An 18,729-nucleotide genomic window follows, 5' to 3' on the forward strand; every position below is an offset into this window, starting at 1 on the left:
GTCGGCGGCACCGGCCGCCCGGCCGGGTCCCGACGGCCTCGTGCCCGCCCCCTCCGCGGTGGGCCCGACGCACCACGGAGACGACCCCGCCCCCGGCCGGCCGGAACCGGCGCGGGGGACGTCCCTAGACCGGCCGCCGGAGCACCGTCATGCTCCGGTCCACCAGGGTCAGGCGGTCACCGGCCTGCACCTTCTGGTCGCCGTCCGGCAGCACCCCGTCCGCCCGGGCGGTGTCCACCACGACCTGCCACTGCCGGCCGTGGTTGACCGGCACCACGAAGTCCAGCGGCGCGGGCGAGGCGTTGAACATCAGCAGGAAGGAGTCGTCCCCGATCCGCTCCCCGCGCACCCCGGGCTCGGAGATCGCGTTGCCGTTCAGGAACACCGTCAGCGCGGAGGCGGGTGCCGTGTCCCAGTCCCGCTGGGTCATCTCCTTGCCCTCGGGGGTGAACCAGGCGATGTCCGACAGGTCGTCGTGCGTGCCCTCCACGGGCCGGCCGTGGAAGAAACGGCGCCTGCGGAAGACCGGATGGTCCTTGCGCAGCCACACCATCGCGCGCACGAAGTCCAGCAGTTCCCGGTCGGGCGAGCCCTCCCGCGCGTCCGGGTCCGGCCATGTCACCCAGGCCAGCTCGTTGTCCTGGCAGTAGGCGTTGTTGTTGCCGCGCTGGGTGCGCGCGAACTCGTCGCCGTGACTGATCATCGGCACGCCCTGGGAGAGCATCAGCGTGGCGAAGAAGTTCCGCATCTGGCGGGCCCGCAGCTCCAGCACGCCGGGGTCGTCGGTCTCGCCCTCCGCCCCGCAGTTCCAGGACCGGTTGTGGCTCTCGCCGTCCCGGTTGTCCTCGCCGTTGGCCTGGTTGTGCTTGTCGTTGTACGCGACGAGGTCGTGCAGGGTGAAGCCGTCGTGGCAGGTGACGAAGTTGATCGAGGCGAGCGGACGGCGGCCGTCGTCCTGGTAGAGGTCGGAGGAGCCGGTCAGCCGGGACGCGAACTCCGCGAGCGCCCGCTGCTCGCCGCGCCACAGGTCCCGTACGGTGTCGCGGTACTTGCCGTTCCACTCGGTCCACAGCGGCGGGAAGTTGCCCACCTGGTAGCCGCCCTCGCCGACGTCCCAGGGCTCGGCGATCAGTTTCACCTGGGAGACCACCGGGTCCTGCTGCACCAGGTCGAAGAACGACGACAGCCGGTCCACCTCGTGGAACTGGCGGGCCAGCGTGGCCGCGAGGTCGAAGCGGAAGCCGTCGACGTGCATGTCCGTGACCCAGTAGCGCAGCGAGTCCATGATCAGCTGCAGGACGTGCGGGGACCGCATGAGCAGCGAGTTCCCGGTGCCCGTGGTGTCCATGTAGTACCGCGGATCGTCGGTGAGCCGGTAGTACTGCGGGTTGTCGATGCCCTTGAAGGACAGCGTCGGACCGAGGTGGTTTCCCTCGGCCGTGTGGTTGTACACGACGTCGAGGATGACCTCGATGCCGGCCTCGTGCAGGGCCCGCACCGCCGACTTGAACTCCAGGACCTGCTGGCCGCGGTCGCCCCAGGAGGCGTACGCGTTGTGCGGGGCGAAGAAGCCGATCGTGTTGTAGCCCCAGTAGTTGTTCAGGCCCATGTCGACCAGCCGGTGGTCGTTCACGAACTGGTGCACCGGCATCAGCTCCAGCGTGGTCACGCCGAGCTCCACCAGATGCTCGATGATCACCGGGTGCGCGAGCGCCGCGTAGGTGCCGCGCAGCTCCTCGGGCAGCCCCGGGTGCTGCATCGTGAGGCCCTTCACATGGGCCTCGTAGATCACCGTCTCGTGGTATCCGCGGCGCGGCCGCCGGTCGTCGCCCCAGTCGAAGTACGGGTTGACCACGACCGACGTCTGCGTGTGCGGGGCCGAGTCCAGGTCGTTGCGCTCGTCGGGGGCGTCGAAGTGGTAGCCGTAGACCTCCTCGCCCCAGCGGATGGAGCCGCTGATCGCGCGGGCGTACGGGTCGAGCAGCAGCTTCGCCGAATTGCAGCGAAGGCCGCGCTCGGGGGCGTACGGCCCGTGCACGCGGAAGCCGTAGCGCTGCCCCGGCATGATGCCGGGCACGTACGCGTGCCGTACGAACGCGTCGCTCTCGCGCAGTTCCACCGCCGTCTCCGAGCCGTCGTCGTGCAGCAGACACAGCTCTACTCGGTCCGCGGCCTCCGTGAAGACCGCGAAATTGGTGCCGGCGCCGTCGTACGTGGCACCGAGCGGATACGCCTCGCCAGGCCAGACCTGCATGGATCGACTCTTTCAGGTGGAGCTCGCCGCCGGGGGCGCCTTCGGGTCGAGTGTCCCCGAAAGTGATGGAACCACCTATGACTTACGTCCCTCTTACCGCTCGACCAGGCATACGCGGTATGCCGAACCAGTGGGGCAGACAGGTACTCCCGTGACCAAGGGGGAGTAGGGGGAAGATGTGCGCACCATGGTGCACCGCCATCTGGGGAAGCTGGTGGCCGGTGCGGCCGTCGCGGTGGCAGGGACCGCCGTGATGGCCGCGATCACCCTGCCGGGGACGGCGGGGGCCGGCGAGTCGCAGGGGAGCGGGGCGGGAACGGCGGGCGCCCGCCAGCCGGGGCGGGACGGGGCGGTCCGGCCCGGTGTCGTCCGGCGGGCGCCCGCCGAGGGGGACCGGGGCACGGGCAGCGATCCGCTCACCGGCGCCGAGATCGGGCGGGCGGAGCGGATCGCCGCGAACCCGCGGCTGCTCGGCTCCGCCCGGAACGTGGCGGGCGAGCGGGGGCCGCAGCGCCTCACCGTGGACCTCGTCGACCCGGAGGACGCCGGCACGGACGGCGCCAGGGCACACCGCCGGGCCGACGTGACGTTCTACGACTACAAGAACGACACGCTCGTCACGAAGACCGTCGACCTGGACACCGGGAAGGTCGAGGAGACCGGCACGCAGCACGGCGTCCAGCCGCCGCTGAGCCGGGCCGAGAACGCCGAGGCGGCCAGGCTGCTGATCGCCGACCCGCTCGGTGCCGGCCTGAAGGCCGACTACAAGGACGCGACCGGCAAGGAGCTCACCTCGCCGGACCAGCTGCTGCTCAACGGCGCCGTCTACCGGGCCGCCGCGGGCACCCGGCCCGCCGCGCTCGGCAGGTGCGGCGAGCACCGCTGCGTGCGGCTGTTCCCGAAGGTCGTCGACGGCCCGTGGATCGACGCCAGATCGCTGGTCGTCGACCTCAGCGCGGGCAAGGTCGCCGAGCTCGGCCGCCGCTGACGCCCGTCCGCCCTCCCGCCCGTTTCCCGCTTGCGCCTCCAGCAAGGGAGTCACCACTTCATGCACGTCAGCAGAGTGAGCCGTGCACGCGCCCGTACGGCCGTCGGTCTGTCCGTGGCCGCGCTCGCCGCCGGAGCGATGACCGGGGCGGCACCCGCTTCGGCCCGGCCGGGGACCGCCGCCGCCCCGGCCGCCGCCTGCAGCGCCGCCTACCGGATCCAGCAGAAGCTCTCCAGCGGCACGACCTGGAGCATGTGCTGGCGCTACGACAGCAAGGCCGGACTGGTCCTGGACGACGTCTCCTACCGGCCCAAGGGCGAGACCCGGCCGATCAAGGTGCTCAACAGCGCCCGGCTCGCCCAGATCGACGTCCCCTACGACGACGGCAGCGTCGAGTACGACGACCTGACGGGCTTCGGCTTCGCCCAGGGCCTGATGAACCTGGCGCCCGGCGAGTGCCCCGGCGGCACCATCAGGTCCGTCAAGGTGCCGGACTCCTGGGACCCGCGGCACCCGAACGTCAACGGCCTGTGCACCACCACCCGTTCGCGTGGCCACGCCTACCGGATGCAGGGCGACGGCGCCCACAAGGTCTACCAGCAGCAGGGCAAGGACCTGCTCGTCTACACGGTCAACCAGGTGGGCTGGTACGAGTACATGACCGAATGGCGCTTCCAGGACGACGGCACGATCAACATGAACGCCGGCGCCACCGGAAGCCTCTCCTACGAGGACTACGACGCCGGTGACGGCCGCGGCTGGCCCATCGGCAAGGGCGCCACCGCCTTCGCCACCAGCCACACCCACAACGTCTTCTGGCGGCTGGACTTCGGCCTCGACGGCTCCTCCAGGACCAGGGTCGAGCAGTACGACTCGAAGGTCAGCGCGCCGGCCCGCGGCCAGGAGGCCCCGACCGCCAGGACCACCCGGACCAGGATCACCAAGGAGCTGGCCGGCGACCACCGGACCTACCGCTGGTGGCGGATGGTCAGCGCGACCGGCAAGAACAAGGACGGGCACGCGCGTTCGTACGAGATCGTCCCCGGCCCCACCACGAAGTACCCGGGCCGCAGCTTCACCCGGCACGACCTGTACGTCACCGAGTACAACAAGTGCGAGCAGTTCGCCAGCAACAACACCGGCAACTGCCCCGCCGGAGCGGGCAGGTCCGTCGACAAGTGGGTGAACGGCCAGACCCTCACGCACCCGGTCGTCTGGATGAACGTGGGCTTCCACCACATCGCCCGGGACGAGGACCAGCAGCCCATGCCGATGCACTGGCAGGGCTTCTCGATCTCCCCGAGGGACGTCACGGCTATGAATCCGCTCACTCCCGACGCCCTCGCGTCGCAGAACGGCCACTGGGAGCCGCGTAGTTGAGAAACGACCCTGTCCATCCGGCTGCATCGCCGACCGGTCCCGGAGTACCCTTCCTTGATCGTTGGGACGGGGAGAGCTCGGGGGAGCGGAAGGCGGTGCGCGGGTGGGCTCGGGAGGGCTGGAGCTGCCCCCTGGTGACGAGGGTCACGAGGGGAACTCCACAGACGTCCCGCCCGGCACGGTGTCTCTGGCCAGGCCCATGGCGACGAATTCCATCGGGCCGGAGCTGGACTGGGATGCCGACGCCTGGCGCGAGGTGCGTACGCGCGCCCAGCGAGCGGGACGGGCCTACATCTGGCTGAATCTCGTCGAGCAGCGGCTGCGCGCGGTCGTCGCCGCCGTCCTGCGGCCCATCTACGAACCCGTCCACGGCGACGAGTGGGTGGTCGCCGCGGCGGGCCCCGCGGGCCAGGAGTGGGTGCAGCGCGCGGTCGCCGTGCGCGAAGTCAGCCGCCGCAAGGGCTACTTGCTCGACCCGGCCGACGACAACGTCCTCAGTTTCCTCACGCTGCCGCAGCTGCGCGAGCTGATGGTGCAGCACTGGCCGTGCTTCGAGCCGTACGTCGACGACCGCCGCGAGGTCGAACTCGCCCTGGACGAGCTCGAGGTCACCCGCAACGTCGTCTCCCGCAACCGTGCCCTCTCGGAGGCCGTGCTGAACCAGGCCGAGCGGGCCTCCGCGAAGCTCCTGGAGATCCTCGGCGCGGCCGGGGACGTGCCCTCGGCCCGCCGGCTGCCCGTGGACGCGGTCGAGGACCTGGTCGGCGACCGGTACGCGGACGTGGTCGCCGTGCACCCCGACCGGGTGCGGCTGCTGCGCCAGTTCCCGGCCGAGGACATCTTCGGCGGCGCCCGCCGCCTCGACGCCGTCGGCATCGGCCTCAACCTGCTCGTGCAGAACTTCTCCGGGCGCCGGCTCGTGCGCCTGGCCGAGGCGGGCTGCCGGGTGCGGCTGCTGTTCCTCAACCCGGCCTCCAGCGCGGTCAAACGGCGCGAGCGCGAACTGAGCATGAAGCGGGGCGAGTTGAGCCGCGCGGTCGAGATGAACATCCTGCACATGCGCCGGGTGAGGTCCCGGCTGCGCGACCCGGGCGCCTTCGAGATCCAGGTCTACGACGAGACACCGCGCTTCACCGCCTACCTGGTCGACGGGGACGGCTCGGACGGCGTCGCCGTCGTGCAGTCCTATCTGCGCCGCTCGCGCGGCATGGAGGCGCCGGTGCTGGTGCTGCGCAACGGCAACCGCGTCGTCAAGCCGGACGATCTGGACAAGGGGGTCGACACCGGACTCTTCCCCACCTACCGCGAGGAGTTCGAAACGGCTTGGGCCGATTCGCGCCCCGTGTCCTGAACCGTCCCCGGCGGCCGGCCGTACCGGACGAGAAGCGGAACGCGGTCCTCGGATTGTCAGTGGCTCATGGGAAGGTGGAGACCACTGGGGGAAAGCACCACCAAGAAGGGGGGCCGCCCATGGGCTGGCACCAGGAGCTGCTGATCGGCTTCGACCTGGAGACGACCGGGACCGATCCGCGCGAGGCGCGCATCGTCACGGGTGCCGTGATCGAGGTCAGGGGCGGGCAGCCCCTCGGGCGCCGGGAATGGCTGGCGGATCCGGGCGTGGTCATCCCGCCGGACGCGGTGGCGGTGCACGGGATCAGCAACGAACGCGCGGCGGCCGAGGGCCGCCCGGCCGACGAGGTCGCGGACGCCATCGCGGACGTCCTGGTGGGGTACTGGCAGTCGGGCGTCCCGGTCGTGGCCTACAACGCGGCCTTCGACCTGAGCCTGCTCTCCGCCGAACTGCGGCGGTACGGACTGCCGTCGCTGCGCGACCGCCTGGGCGGCACCGACCCCGCCCCGGTCGTCGACCCGTACTGCATCGACCGCCGGGTGGACCGCTACCGCCGCGGCAAGCGCAACCTCGAAGCGGTCTGCACGGAGTACGGCGTCCCTCTCGACGCCGCGCACGACGCCGCCGCGGACGCCCTCGCCGCGGCGGAACTGGCCTGTGCGATAGCCGGCCGGCACGCCAAGATCGCGGCCCTCGGCCCGGCGGAACTGCACCGGCGCCAGATCGAGTGGTACGCCGAGTGGGCGTCCGACTTCCAGGACTTCCTGCGCCGCAAGGGCGACGCGACGGCGGTGGTCGACGGCACCTGGCCGCTGCGCGAGCTGACGGACGAGCCGGTGGTGTGAGCGGGGGCCTCCGGCGGGTGCGGCGGGGACGCCGCCCGCGCCCTCAGACCCCGGCAGGGACCGCCACGCGTGCCACCCTGGGCCGGGCCACCCGCTCGTAGTCGGCGCCCGCCAGCGACAGGGAGCGGTCGAGCCGGGCGGCGTTGAAGTACAGCCGCGGCTGCGCGACGACGTCCGGGTCGGCCACCAGCTCGAGTGCGGGATCGAAGCTGAACGGCAGCACCGTGCCGGGAACCGCCCGGGCGAGCCGTTCGGCCGTCCCCGCGTCGCTGAAGCCGACGTAGCGGGCCGCGAACAGCGTCTTCACCGCGTCCAGGTCCACCCGGCGGTCCCCGGGCACCACCGCGAGGACATGCCGCGTCGTGCGGCGGTCGACCTTGACCCGGAGCACGATGCACTTCGCGGCCTCGGACACGGGATGCCCGCGCAGCGCGCTGACGGCCTCGGTGGTGCCCTCGGGCTCGTGGTCGATGAACGTGTAGCCGACGCCGGAGGAGTCGAGCAGGGAGATCAGACGGTCGTAGGTGTCGTGGTCCGGCATGGGACATCCTCTGCGTGGGCGTGGACTGCGGTCCCGGGTGCGGCCGCGGCGCGGTGGGCGCGCTCCACGGACTGGCCCCAGTAGGTGCCGGCGACCATCATGGCGGCGCCGAGCGCGGTGAGCAGGGTGAGGTGTTCGCCGCCGAGGGCGACGCCCGCCGCGACGGCCCACACCGGTTCGGTGCCCAGCAGCAGACTGGCCCGGCTGGCGGAGGTGCGCTGCACGGCCCACGTCTGCGCGACGAAGGCGAACACGCTGCAGAACAGGGCGAGATACACCAGCTGCGTCCAGGTCGCCGCGCCGGTCCGGGCGAGCGCCGGCAGGCCGTGCGCGGCGGTCGGCAGGAACAGCGCGGTCCCGACGAGGGTCTGCACGGCCGTCAGGTGCAGCGGGCGGACGTCCCGGCCGCCGGTGAGCCGCCCGACGAGCGCGACATGGGCGGCGCGGACCACCGCGGCGCCGAGCATCAGCAGATCGCCGAGGCGCAGGGCGTGGAAGCCGTTGCCGGACATCAGCAGCCCGACGGCCAGGACGCACACGCCGGCGGCGGCGAAGAACAGCGGAGGCGGCCCGCCGTGCACCCGGTCGAGGAGCGGGGTGAGCACGACGGTGAGGCTGATGATCAGCCCCGCGTTGGCGGCACTGGTGTGGGCGACGCCGTACGTCTCCACGATCAGGACCGCGGCCTGCGTCAGCCCGAGCGGCACACCCGCGCGCAGTTCGTCGCGGCTCCACCGGCGCGGCCCGCGGCGGGCGGCCACGACGGTGAGACAGGCGAGCGCGGACAGGGCGTAGCGCACGAGGAGCACCAGCAGGACGGGGAGCGCGGCGGTGGCCGTCCGGGCGGTGAGATAGCTCGAACCCCAGACGACGGCGACAAGGAGGAGTACCGCATCGGTACGGCGGATGTCGGACACCGTCCCACCGTGCACGGCCGCGTCCGTGAAGCCCAGTACCACTTTCTACAACGATCTTTTAGCACGGCTACATCGAGCGCCTACACTGAGCCCATGGACGAACGGCAGCTGCGGATTCTCCGGGAGCTCGGTGAGCTGGGCAGCGTCACCGCGGTCGCCGAGGCGCTGCTCGTGACCCCGTCCGCGATCTCCCAGCAGCTGCGGCTGCTCCAGCGGCCGATCCCGGTGCCGCTCACCGAGCGCCGGGGACGCCGTCTGGTGCTCACCGACGCCGGGCAGACCCTGGCGGGCTCGGCGATCGAGGTGGAGAGCGCCCTGGAGCGGGCCCGCCGCAGCGTCGGGGAGTTCCTGGACCGGCCCGACGGCGAGGTGTCGGTGGCGGCGTTCCACAGCGCGGCCGCGGCCTTCTTCCCGCTGCTGCTGCGCGCGCTCGCCGCGCCCGGCACACCGGTGCCGCGGCTCTCCGACGAGGACGTGCCGCAGGAGGACTTCCCGCGCCTGACCCGGGAGTACGACCTCGTCCTCGCGCACCGCCTCGAACACGCCCCGCCCTGGCCGGACACGGTGACCGCGACGACGCTGCTGCGCGAGCCGCTGGACGTGGCGATGCCGGCCGGTCATCCGCTCGCCGCCAAGCGCCGCGTGACCCCGCGCGACGTGGCCGACGAGCCGTGGATCACCGTGCACGACGGCTTCCCGGTCATGGCGACGATCGAGGCCGTCTCCGCCGCGGCGGGCCAACGCCTCCACCTGGCCCACCGCATCAACGAGTTCGCGGTCGTGGCCGAGGCCGTGGCGGCGGGCGGCGGTCTGGCCCTGATGCCCCGCTGGACCATGCGCCGCCACCCCGCCCTGGTCCTCAGACCCCTCAGCGGCGTGCGGGCCAGGCGCCACATCGACGTCCTGCACCGCCCGGAGCGCACGGCCCGCGCAGCGGTCCGCACGGTCCTCACCGAGCTTCACGCGGCGGCCCGGACGGTCCAGGCCGGCTGACGCTCAGAACGAACGCCACCGCACGGTCTCGTCCCCGTCCCGCAGCGACGCCACCCGCCGCCCGAACTCCGCTGCCGCCCTCGGGCTGCCGGGCGCATGCTGCGCCACCCACGCACAACTGGCCGTCTCCCGCGCCCCCCGCAGCACGGCACACCCCTCCCACTCCCGCACGTCCCACCCGTACGCCTCGACGAACCCGTCGTAGGCCGCCGCCGGCAGGCCGTACCGGTCCCGCGACAGCGCCATGACCACCAGATCGTGCTCCCGCAGATCGGACGAGAAGGTCTCCAGATCGACCAGCACCGGCCCGTCCGGCCCCACGTGCACGTTCCGGGGCAGCGCGTCGCCATGGATCGGACCGGGCGTCAGCCGAGGCGTCAACGCGGCCGCGGCGGCGGCGAACCCGTCGCGCCGCCGGCGCAGATACGCCGCGTCCGCCGGAGAGACCGCGTCCCCCGCGAGCCGCAGCCAGCGCTCCACCCCGCCCAGCAGCTCACGGCGTGGCAGCGCGAAGGAGGGCGAGGGCAGCGCGTGCACCACCCGCAGCAGTGCGGCCAGATCCCGCGGCTCGGCCTCCCGCACGGGATCGGGCAGCCGGTGCCACACGGTCACGGGGTGCCCCTCGACCAGCCGCGGCTTCGGCTCGGCCGCCCGCACCGCCGGCACGCCCGCCCCGGCGAGCCACAGCGCGATGTCCAGCTCGCGGCGCGCCCGCTCCAGCAGCTCCGCGTCACGGCCCACCTTGACGACCAGGTCGCCGGCGGCGAACACGGCGTTCTCGCCCAGGGCGAGCAGCCGCGCGTCCCGTGCCGGGCCCGGCAGCACCCGCGCCGAGGCCAGTACGTCCCGCGCCCGTGCCTCGTCCATCGTGCGCCTCCGTGCCGTCGTACCCCTGCCGTGAACGGCGTCGGAAGCACGCCGTGCGTCGGTCAGTCTCGCATCCGTACAGGTCGCACCGGGTGCGCGGGCACGTCGCTGGCCGTATCGCCCACGGCGGCGACGGGCGGCGCCCGCCACCCTCGGCCCGGTTCCACGATGAGGGAGGGCCCGTTGGCTCCCCGGTGACCAACGGGCCCTCGTCCAGGGAGGGTTCACACCCTCAGCGGCTCACCCTCGTCGTCCCGCGCCGCGGGCGCCACCACGGCGTCGGCGGCCTCGTCGTGCGTCAGGTCCGGCAGCCGGTTCATCCACTTCGGCAGGTACCAGTTGCGCTCGCCGAGCAGCGCCATCACCGCCGGCAGCAGCACGCCCCGGATGACCGTCGCGTCGATGAGCACCGCGGCGGCGAGACCCACGCCCATCTGCTTCATGGACTGCATCGACAGCGTGCCGAAGATCGCGAACACGGCGACCATGATGACCGCGGCACTGGTGACGACACCGGCCGTGGTGACCACACCGTGCTGGATCGCGTCCCGCGTCGTGCGGCCGCGCATCCGCGCCTCACGGATCCGCGAGACCACGAACACGTGGTAGTCCATGCTCAGCCCGAACAGGATCACGAACAGGAACAGCGGCAGCCAGGTGATGATCGCGCCGACGCCCTCCGCGCCCACCAGAGACGCGCCCCAGCCGTGCTGGAAGACGGCGACGAGGATGCCGTAGGCGGCCCCCACCGACAGCAGGTTGAGCAGGATGGAGGTGATCGCCACCGTCAGCGAGCGGAACGACAGCAGCATCAGCGCGAACGCGAAGACCACGACGAACGCGAAGACCGGGACGACGGCGCCGCCGAGCTGGTCGTTGAAGTCGTGCGAGCCGGCCACCTGCCCGGTGATCGGCGCCTGCACGCCGTCCACCCTGCCCAGCGTGGCGGGCCGCACCTCGTCGCGCAGTTTCTCCAGACTGGCGCCCGCCTTGTCCAGGTCGGAGCCGCCGACCAGCGGGACGTAGACGTAGGCGATGTTCTGCGCGTCGTGCAGCTTGATCTCGACCGGGCCGCGCGAGGCACCCGAACTGAACGCCCGCTCCTTGAAGGCGGCGAGCGCGGACTTCACCTCGGGGGCGTTGATGTCCTTCGCCCTGACGACCACCTCGGCCGGCTCGGAACCGCCCGGGAAGGCGTCGTTGACCCGGTTGTACGTCTGCACGATCGGCAGTGAGTCGCCGAACTCCTGGTCCAGCGTGAGGTTCTGGGTCTTCATGCCCACCGCGGGTGCCGCGATCGCGAGCAGCGCGCCGGCCGCGACCAGTACCGACACCAGCGGCCTCGCGAGCACGCCGCGCAGGATGGCGGTCCACAGCCGGCTCTCCCCGCCCGTGCGGGCGGCCCGGCGCTCCATGGCCTTGGCCAGGAAGGGGACCTTGCCCTTCTCGACCCGCTCGCCCAGCAGGGACAGCAGCGCGGGCAGCACCGTCACGGAGCCGACCATGGCGACCGCCACGACCATCAGCGAGGCGAGGCCCATGCCCTCGAACGTGGCGAGCCCGGTGAACAGCATGCCCGCCATGGCCACGCAGACCGTGATGCCCGAGACGATGATCGCGCGGCCACTGGTGGCGGCGGCGATCTGCAGGGCCGTCCGCGCGTCACGTCCCGCGGCCCGCTCCTCGCGCTCGCGGCGCAGGTAGAACAGGCAGTAGTCGACTCCCACGGCCAGACCGACCAGCAGCATCACGGAGTTGGCGGTGTCGGTCATCGGCTGGAGGTGGCTGACGATGCCCATCAGGCCCATCGTCGCCATGATCGCGGTGATCGCCAGGGCGACCGGCAGCAGCGCGGCCACCAGCGCGCCGAAGGCGATGAGCAGGATGCCGAGGGCCACCGGCACCGCGGAGAGCTCGGCCTTCTGGAAGTCGTCCCCGAAGGCGTCGTCGAACGTCTTCTGCATGCTCGCGCCGCCGATCTCCTCGATCCGCAGCGTCCGGTGCTCCTGCTGCACCCCGTCGACGGCCTTCAGCACGGGCGCCACACGGTCGCCCGCGGTCTCGGCGTCGCCGCGCATGTCGAACTGCACCAGCGCGCTGCGCCCGTCCTTCGAGATCGTCCGGGTGGCGTACGGCGACTTCACGTCGGTGACCTTGCCGGTCGCGCCGACGGCCTTCACGACGGCGCCGACGGCCGACCTGAACTCGGCGTCGGTGGCCTTGAGTCCGCCGCCCTTCGCCTGGATCAGGACCGTCTCGCCGGCCGGCTCCTTGATCCCCGCGTCGTCGATGATCCTTGCCGCGGTGTGCGTCTCGCCCTTGAGCTGGTCGCTGTCCTTGAGGTCGACCCGGCCGGCGGCCGAGCCGAGCCCCATCGCCACCACCACGAACAGCACCCAGATGCCGACGGCGGCCCATCGGTGCCGGGCGCTCCAGCCACCGGCCCGGGCGGCCATGCCCCGCACCCGCGTATCTCCGTTCCTCATGACGGGCCTGCCCCCTCGTGCACGGTGGCAGCCCCCTGCCGCCACCTTTCGCTTCGAAGGTATGGCGGGCATAAGCGCATCTCGTCGTACTGCCCGGTGAAGTGCCGTGGCCCGAACTCATCCGCTCGGACCCGGCGGCCTCACCGCTGGGGAGGACGACGGCCCCTTACATCTATCCGGGCTACCCGAAGGTAATGATCAGGGTGGCCGGGCCGTGTCCGGTCCGTCGGCATCGCTCCTCTTTGTGATTACAAAACCTTGTTGAACAAGTCACAGCTGCGTGTAGGTGTTGCTCCGGACCCGGTCGTTCGGCCAGAGTTTCGCGCAGTCCGCCTGTGCGGACACGGCCGTCGTGCCCGCCCCCACGGGGCACGACGGCCGTCCTAGGGTGTGCCCATGACGACGTATGCGGCGCTGCTGCGCGGGATCAACGTGGGCGGGAAGAAGAAACTCCCGATGGCGGAGCTGCGACAGCTGATGGGCGGCCTCGGGTACGGCGGCGTACGGACCCACCTCCAGAGCGGCCAGGCGGTCTTCACCTCCGGGCACGGCGACGAGCAGTCGCTCGCGGGCGAGCTGGCGGACGCGATCGAGAAGCGCTTCGGCTTCTCCGTGGACGTGATCGTCCGCGACCACGCCTATCTCGCGGCGGTCGCCGCGGCGTGTCCCTTCCCGGCCGCCGGGCTGGAGGCCAAGCAGCTGCACGTCACCTACTTCTCCGCGCCCGTCGACGCGGCGCGCTTCGCGGAGATCGACCGGGAGGCGTACCTTCCCGAGGAGTTCCGGCTCGGCGAACGGGAGCTGTACCTCTACGCCCCCGACGGACTCGGCCGCTCCAAGCTCGCCGAGCACCTGGCGAAGCCCCGTGTCAACAAGGGCGTGATCGCGACCACCCGCAACTGGAACACCGTGCTGAAGCTGGTCGAACTCACGGCGGAGTGACCGCGCGGAGCGACCGGGCGGAGGGAACCGGGCGCACCGGCCAGGCTCGGCGACCGTGGGGACGGGGCGGGGACGGCCGCGGGACCGGGTGTGCGAGGCTCGTCCCATGCGCTACATCATCATCGGGGCGGGCGCCGTCGGCGGTGCGATCGGCGGGCGGCTGGCAGGAGCGGGACACGAGGTCGTCCTGGTGGCGCGCGGCGCCCACCTGGCCGCGCTGCGGAACGGCGGACTGCGGCTGAGGGTGCCGGACGGCGAGTACATCCACCGGCTGCCGGCCGTCGAAGGACCGCAGGAGCTGGGCGGGTTGCGGGCCGACGACGTGCTCGTCCTCGCCGTGAAGACCCAGGACACGGTGTCCGCGCTGCGGCTCTGGGGCCCGGCGCCGGTCGCGGGCGGCGGCAGCGCGGCGCAGCGGCTGCCGCTGTTCTGCGCGCAGAACGGGGTGGAGGGCCAGCGCCTGGCCCTGCGGGTCTTCCGGCACGTGTACGGCGTCTGCGTCTGGCTGCCGGCCACCTTCGTCGAACCCGGCGCCGTCTCCGCCGCCGGTGCCCCGCTCACCGGCATCCTGCACCTGGGCCGCCACCCGCACGGCACCGACGACACGGCCCGCCTGGTCGCCGCCGACCTGGAGAAGTCGCACTTCGAGGCGCCGGTGGCCGCCGACGTGGCGCGCTGGCAGTACGCCAAGCTGCTGTCCAACCTGGGCAACGCCCTGGAAGCCGTCGCCGGACCGATCGCCGGCACCGCGGCCGAGGCGCTGTACGCGCGCGTGCGGGCCGAGGGGGAGAGCGTGCTCGACGCCGCCGGCCTCGCGTACGCGAGCACCCGGGAGCAGCAGGCGGTCCGCGGCCGCAAGGTCGACCTGGTGCCGCTCGACGGCGCCCCGCGCGGCGGCGGCTCCTCCTGGCAGTCGCTCAGCCGGGCCACCGGCACCATCGAGGCCGACTACCTCAACGGCGAGATCGCCCTGCTGGGACGGCTGCACGGCGTGCCGACGCCGCTCAACGACCTGCTCCAGCACCTCGCCAACACCTTCGCGCGCGAACGCCGGGAGCCCGGCTCGATGCCGGTCGGGCAGCTCACCCGGCTGGCCGACGAGGCGGCCGGGGCCGCCCCGGACACCGAGGCTGTCGCGTTTGTTCAAGAGTCCTGAGCGGGGCCTTCCTAGCGTGGGGTGCATGACGTACGACGACCCGAAGCAACTGCACCCGTACATGAGCGAATGTGCCGCCGAGGCGGCGCGCGTGGCGCGCGGCGTCCCGGCGGACCGGCTCGGCGAGCCCACCCACTGCACCGACTGGGACGTGCGCGCCCTGGTCAACCACTGGGTCCTCTACACCTCCCACGGCCTGGAGCACCGCGCCCTGCGCCGGCAGCTCCCCGAGGAGCTGACCGCCCGTGACTTCACCGCCGACCCCGACTGGGCCACCGCCTACGCCGCCCAGCTCGACCGCGCGGTGGCGGCCTGGGCCGACCCGGCCGTGTGGGAGGGCGAGGTCGACCTGGGCATGGCGAAGGTCTCCGCCCTGGACATCGCCTCGATGGTCATCAAGGAGACGGCCGTGCACGGCTGGGACGTCGCCACCGCCACCGGCCAGCGGTTCCACGTCTCCGACGCCGCCGCCCGCTTCGTCCTCGACGTGGTCGAGAAGCACGGCGCCCTCTACCGGCAGTACGACGGCTTCGCCGACCCGGTGCCCGTGCCCGACGACGCGCCCGTGTTCGACCGCGCGCTCGCCGCCAGCGGACGGGACCCGGAAGCCGGCCGCTGACGTCGGATCACCGCTTCCGGGCCGGCCCCTGATATTGGGCCACTCAAAACGCCGCGGAATGGGCCGGTACGCTGCGCCATTGGGCGACTAGCGTCGACGCCATGACGAGCACCGCACCCACCCGCGTCGACTTCTGGTTCGACCCCGCCTGCCCCTTCGCCTGGATCACCTCCCGCTGGCTGCTGGAGGTCGAGCGCACCCGCCCGCTCGACCTCCGCTTCCATGTGATGAGTCTCCACCTGCACAACCTGGGCAACGAACTCCCCGGCTGGTACCGGGACTTGGTCGACAGGTCGATCGGCCCGGTACGGGTCGCCGCGGCCGCCGCCGAACGGCACGGCGAGAAGGTCCTGCGCGAGCTGTACACCGCGTTCGGCACCCGCATCCACGAACGCAAGGCCGACGACTTCGACGCCGTGGTGGCCGCCTCCCTCGCCGAACTGGGCCTCCCCGCCGACCTCGCGGCAGCCGCCCACGACCCGTCCCACGACGCGGCCGTGCGCCGCAGCCATGAGGCGGGCGCGGAACCCGGGTCGGGCGGCTACGTGGGCACCCCCACCCTTCATGTCGACGCGACGGTGTGGTTCGGCCCGGTGCTGCGGGCCATTCCGCGCGGCGCCCGCGCGGCCGAACTCTTCGACAGCTTCAGGGCGCTGGCCTCCTGCCCGGACTTCTTCGAACTGAAGCGCACACGCACGGGATCGCTCCGCTTCGACTGAACGGGGAGGACCGGTCCGGGCCGGCGACGCTCAGGGTGACGACCAGGCCGCAGGCCGGGACGAAGGACGCGAGGAGCCGCGCGGCGAGCCACGACGGTGCCGCACCCGATCGGCTGCCGGGGCCGTCGACATACCGCGCGCGGAGTCGTACCGCGCCAGCAGCACCCGCGCCACCTCCGGAGCCGGGCCGAGCACGTCGGCCAGCACGTCCGCCTCCGCCTCGGCCGCGCCCCGCGCGATCCGGTCCGGCAGGAAGCCGGGGGCGAGCACGTACGGCGCGACGGCGACCCGCTCACAGCCGAGGGCGCGCAGCTCCCGCACCGCGTCCTCGGTGCGGGGAAGAGATGCGGAGGCGAACGCAGGCCGCACGGCGCACCAACCGGTGTGCCGCCACTCCCGCGCGATTTCTGCGATCACTGCGATCGCCTCCGGGTCGGAGGACCCCGCCGAGGCCAGGACGACCCCGGTCGAGGACTTGTCGGCGGGGGTCAGCCCCGCCTCGTACAGACGTCGTTCGAGGGCACGCAGGAGGAGCGGCGACGGGCCGAGCACCTCCGCCTGGCGGATGCGCAGCCGCGGCGGCGCGTCCCGCAGGACCGCGGGGATGTCCGCCTTCGCGTGGAAGGCGCGCGTCAGGAGCAGGGGGAGGGCCACGACGTCCCGGACGCCCTCCGCCGCCAGCGACTCCAGCACCCCGCTCACGGACGGGACGTCGAAGTCCAGGAAGCCGGTCTCCACGCGCAGCCCGGGCCGCAGCGACCGTACCCGGCGCACCAGGGCGTGCACGGTCGCGGCGTGCCGCGGATCGCGGCTGCCGTGGGCGATGACGAGCAGGACCGGGTTCGCGGGCCCTACGGCCATCAGCTCCTCACCGGCGGGCCGCGGCCGCCCGGCACCCACCGCTGCGGCGGGCCGACGATCAGCAGGTGTCCCGTCCGCGCGGCCCGGCAGCGCGGCGGGCGGGGTGACGTGCCGGACGCCCTTCAGACCGGTCGCGCCCGTGGTGCGGCCCGTGGCCATGCTCGTCACCTCCTGGGAGTTCGCCGGGTGCGAGGACCCGGTCCCGGCCGGGTCCGGGCCGCCGGACTGCTGGCCGCGGCGGCGAGGTGCGGTCAGAAGTCCCACCCGTCGTCCTCGGCCGCGTCCTTGACGGGCTCGGGGGACGCGAACGACTCGCCGACCATGCCCGCGGTGAGCGTGGTGCCGTCGCTGGGGTCGATCAGGATGAACGACCCCGTGCGGCGGGAGTCGGCGTAGGCGTCGACCGGCAGCGGCTCGGCGGTGCGGATCTTCACCCGCCCGATGTCGTTGGCGACGAGCTGTCCCGGGTGCGGGTGCAGGGACAGGTCCGACAGCGTGAGCCGGGACGGGATGTCCTTGACGATCGCCTTGACCGTACGGGTGCCGTGCTTGAGCAGCACGCGGTGACCGACGCTCAGGGCGGCGTCGGCGACGTGGCAGACGGTCGCCTCGATGTCCTGCGTGGTCGCCGGGGCGTCCTTGCTGGGCACGATCAGGTCGCCGCGCGAGATGTCGATGTCGTCCTCCAGCAGGAGGGTCACCGACTGGGTGGTCCAGGCGACGTCGACCGGCTCGCCGAGCAGGTCGATGGCGGAGATCCGCGACGCGCGGCCGGACGGCAGCACCGTGACGGCCTCGCCGACGTGGAACGAACCGGCGGCGATCTGGCCCGCGTAGCCCCGGTAGTCGGGGTGCTCGGCGGTCTGCGGCCGGATCACGTACTGCACGGGCAGCCGGGCGTGGCAGTGGCTGAGGTCATGGCTGACCGGGACCGTCTCCAGGTGCTCCAGGACGGTCGGGCCGCCGTACCAGTCCATCGTGGCGGAGGGCTCCACCACGTTGTCACCGGCGAGCGCCGAGATCGGGATGGCGGTGACCTCGGGGACGCCCAGCTCGGTCGCGTACGCCGTGAACTCCTCGGCGATCGCGGCGAAGACGGGCTCCCGGTAGTCGACCAGGTCCATCTTGTTGACGGCCAGCACCACGTGCGGCACCCGCAGCAGCGCCGCGATCGCCGCGTGCCGGCGGGTCTGCTCGACGACCCCGTTGCGCGCGTCGACCAGGATCACCGTCAGCTCGGCGGTGGAGGCGCCGGTGACCATGTTGCGGGTGTACTGCACATGGCCGGGTGTGTCGGCGAGGATGAACCGCCTGCGCGGGGTGGCGAAGTAGCGGTAGGCCACGTCGATGGTGATGCCCTGCTCGCGTTCGGCGCGCAGGCCGTCGGTCAGCAGGGCGAGGTCGGGGGCATCCTGGCCGCGGTTGCGGGAGGCGTGCTCCACGGCCTCCAGCTGGTCGGTGAGAACCGACTTGGAGTCGTGCAGCAGCCGGCCCACCAGGGTCGACTTGCCGTCGTCGACGGAGCCGGCCGTGGCGAACCGCAGCAGGGTGGTGGCCGAGAGCTCCTCGGTCGTGATCGTGCTCATGCTTAGAAGTACCCCTCGCGCTTGCGGTCTTCCATCGCGGCCTCGGAGAGCTTGTCGTCGGCACGCGTGGCGCCGCGCTCGGTCAGCCGCGACGCGGCGATCTCGGTGATCACCTGCTCCAGGGTCACCGCGTCGGAGTCGACGGCGCCGGTGCAGGACATGTCGCCGACGGTGCGGTAGCGCACCCGCCGCTTCTCCACGCTCTCGCCGTCGGCCGGCCCGCC

At 72.6% G+C, this 18,729-nt stretch carries 15 protein-coding genes and 2 pseudogenes; 9 read left to right on the top strand and 8 right to left on the bottom strand.

The features are described 5' to 3' along the window. Positions 1-124 precede the first annotated feature (124 nt). Positions 125-2,254: a glycogen debranching protein GlgX gene (glgX, locus tag ACIRPX_RS22315; RefSeq protein ID WP_404197224.1), complete on the bottom strand. Its 2,130-nt coding sequence runs from the start codon at positions 2,252-2,254 to the stop codon at positions 125-127. Positions 2,255-2,432: 178 nt separating this feature from the next. On the opposite strand from glgX, the gene ACIRPX_RS22320 reads away from it, so the two are divergent. From ACIRPX_RS22320 to ACIRPX_RS22335, 4 genes are all read left to right on the top strand, one after another. Next, positions 2,433-3,242, top strand: a complete 810-nt coding sequence (locus ACIRPX_RS22320) for a Tat pathway signal sequence domain protein (RefSeq protein ID WP_404197227.1) — start codon at positions 2,433-2,435, stop codon at positions 3,240-3,242. A gap of 60 nt (positions 3,243-3,302) precedes the next feature. After that, positions 3,303-4,622, top strand: coding sequence for a copper amine oxidase (locus ACIRPX_RS22325; RefSeq protein ID WP_404197230.1), 1,320 nt, complete (start codon positions 3,303-3,305; stop codon positions 4,620-4,622). A gap of 103 nt (positions 4,623-4,725) precedes the next feature. Beyond that, positions 4,726-5,973: an SAV2148 family HEPN domain-containing protein gene (locus tag ACIRPX_RS22330; protein WP_404197233.1), complete on the top strand. Its 1,248-nt coding sequence runs from the start codon at positions 4,726-4,728 to the stop codon at positions 5,971-5,973. A gap of 119 nt (positions 5,974-6,092) precedes the next feature. Beyond that, positions 6,093-6,818: a 3'-5' exonuclease gene (locus ACIRPX_RS22335; RefSeq protein ID WP_404197236.1), complete on the top strand. Its 726-nt coding sequence runs from the start codon at positions 6,093-6,095 to the stop codon at positions 6,816-6,818. A gap of 43 nt (positions 6,819-6,861) precedes the next feature. Here ACIRPX_RS22335 and ACIRPX_RS22340 read toward each other — a convergent pair whose 3' ends face one another. Together ACIRPX_RS22340 and ACIRPX_RS22345 are read right to left on the bottom strand one after the other, a co-directional pair. Beyond that, complete coding sequence (locus tag ACIRPX_RS22340; RefSeq protein WP_404197238.1) at positions 6,862-7,359, bottom strand: YbaK/EbsC family protein; 498 nt, start codon at positions 7,357-7,359, stop codon at positions 6,862-6,864. Further along, positions 7,329-8,276 (bottom strand): DMT family transporter, encoded by a 948-nt coding sequence (locus ACIRPX_RS22345; protein ID WP_404197241.1) that lies wholly within the window; start codon positions 8,274-8,276, stop codon positions 7,329-7,331. The genes ACIRPX_RS22340 and ACIRPX_RS22345 overlap by 31 nt, the downstream gene beginning before the upstream one ends. A gap of 93 nt (positions 8,277-8,369) precedes the next feature. On the opposite strand from ACIRPX_RS22345, the gene ACIRPX_RS22350 reads away from it, so the two are divergent. Next, positions 8,370-9,269 (top strand): LysR family transcriptional regulator, encoded by a 900-nt coding sequence (locus ACIRPX_RS22350; RefSeq protein WP_404197244.1) that lies wholly within the window; start codon positions 8,370-8,372, stop codon positions 9,267-9,269. Positions 9,270-9,272: 3 nt separating this feature from the next. Here the strand turns inward: ACIRPX_RS22350 and ACIRPX_RS22355 are convergent, their stop codons facing one another. Both ACIRPX_RS22355 and ACIRPX_RS22360 read right to left on the bottom strand, forming a co-directional pair. Continuing rightward, positions 9,273-10,136 carry a phosphotransferase enzyme family protein gene (locus tag ACIRPX_RS22355; protein ID WP_404197247.1) on the bottom strand — a complete coding sequence of 288 codons (864 nt, stop codon included), beginning with the start codon at positions 10,134-10,136 and terminating at the stop codon, positions 9,273-9,275. Positions 10,137-10,360: 224 nt separating this feature from the next. Further along, a complete protein-coding gene (locus ACIRPX_RS22360; RefSeq protein ID WP_404197250.1) occupies positions 10,361-12,622 on the bottom strand; it encodes an MMPL family transporter in 2,262 nt (753 codons plus the stop codon). A gap of 396 nt (positions 12,623-13,018) precedes the next feature. On the opposite strand from ACIRPX_RS22360, the gene ACIRPX_RS22365 reads away from it, so the two are divergent. The 4 genes from ACIRPX_RS22365 to ACIRPX_RS22380 all read left to right on the top strand — a co-directional run bounded on the left by ACIRPX_RS22365 (position 13,019) and on the right by ACIRPX_RS22380 (position 16,058). Next, positions 13,019-13,564: a DUF1697 domain-containing protein gene (locus ACIRPX_RS22365; RefSeq protein ID WP_404197253.1), complete on the top strand. Its 546-nt coding sequence runs from the start codon at positions 13,019-13,021 to the stop codon at positions 13,562-13,564. Positions 13,565-13,670: 106 nt separating this feature from the next. Next, positions 13,671-14,720 carry a ketopantoate reductase family protein gene (locus tag ACIRPX_RS22370; RefSeq protein WP_404197256.1) on the top strand — a complete coding sequence of 350 codons (1,050 nt, stop codon included), beginning with the start codon at positions 13,671-13,673 and terminating at the stop codon, positions 14,718-14,720. A 25-nt stretch (positions 14,721-14,745) separates the two neighbouring features. Beyond that, positions 14,746-15,339: a TIGR03086 family metal-binding protein gene (locus ACIRPX_RS22375; protein WP_404197258.1), complete on the top strand. Its 594-nt coding sequence runs from the start codon at positions 14,746-14,748 to the stop codon at positions 15,337-15,339. A 101-nt stretch (positions 15,340-15,440) separates the two neighbouring features. Next, on the top strand, positions 15,441-16,058 hold the full coding sequence (locus ACIRPX_RS22380) for a DsbA family protein (protein ID WP_404197261.1): 618 nt from the start codon (positions 15,441-15,443) through the stop codon (positions 16,056-16,058). Between the two features lie 135 nt (positions 16,059-16,193). Here ACIRPX_RS22380 and ACIRPX_RS22385 read toward each other — a convergent pair. The 3 genes and pseudogenes from ACIRPX_RS22385 to ACIRPX_RS22395 all read right to left on the bottom strand — a co-directional run. Further along, a pseudogene (locus ACIRPX_RS22385) lies at positions 16,194-16,919 on the bottom strand (sirohydrochlorin chelatase); the annotation flags it as partial. A 251-nt stretch (positions 16,920-17,170) separates the two neighbouring features. Further along, the gene (locus ACIRPX_RS22390) at positions 17,171-18,505 is read right to left on the bottom strand and encodes a sulfate adenylyltransferase subunit 1 (RefSeq protein ID WP_404197263.1); all 1,335 of its coding nucleotides are present in this window, start codon (positions 18,503-18,505) and stop codon (positions 17,171-17,173) included. 2 nt (positions 18,506-18,507) lie between these two features. Next, a pseudogene (locus tag ACIRPX_RS22395) lies at positions 18,508-18,729 on the bottom strand (sulfate adenylyltransferase small subunit); the annotation flags it as partial.

The sequence above is a fragment of the Streptomyces sp. NPDC101225 genome (assembly GCF_044767585.1).
GTDB lineage: Bacteria > Actinomycetota > Actinomycetes > Streptomycetales > Streptomycetaceae > Streptomyces.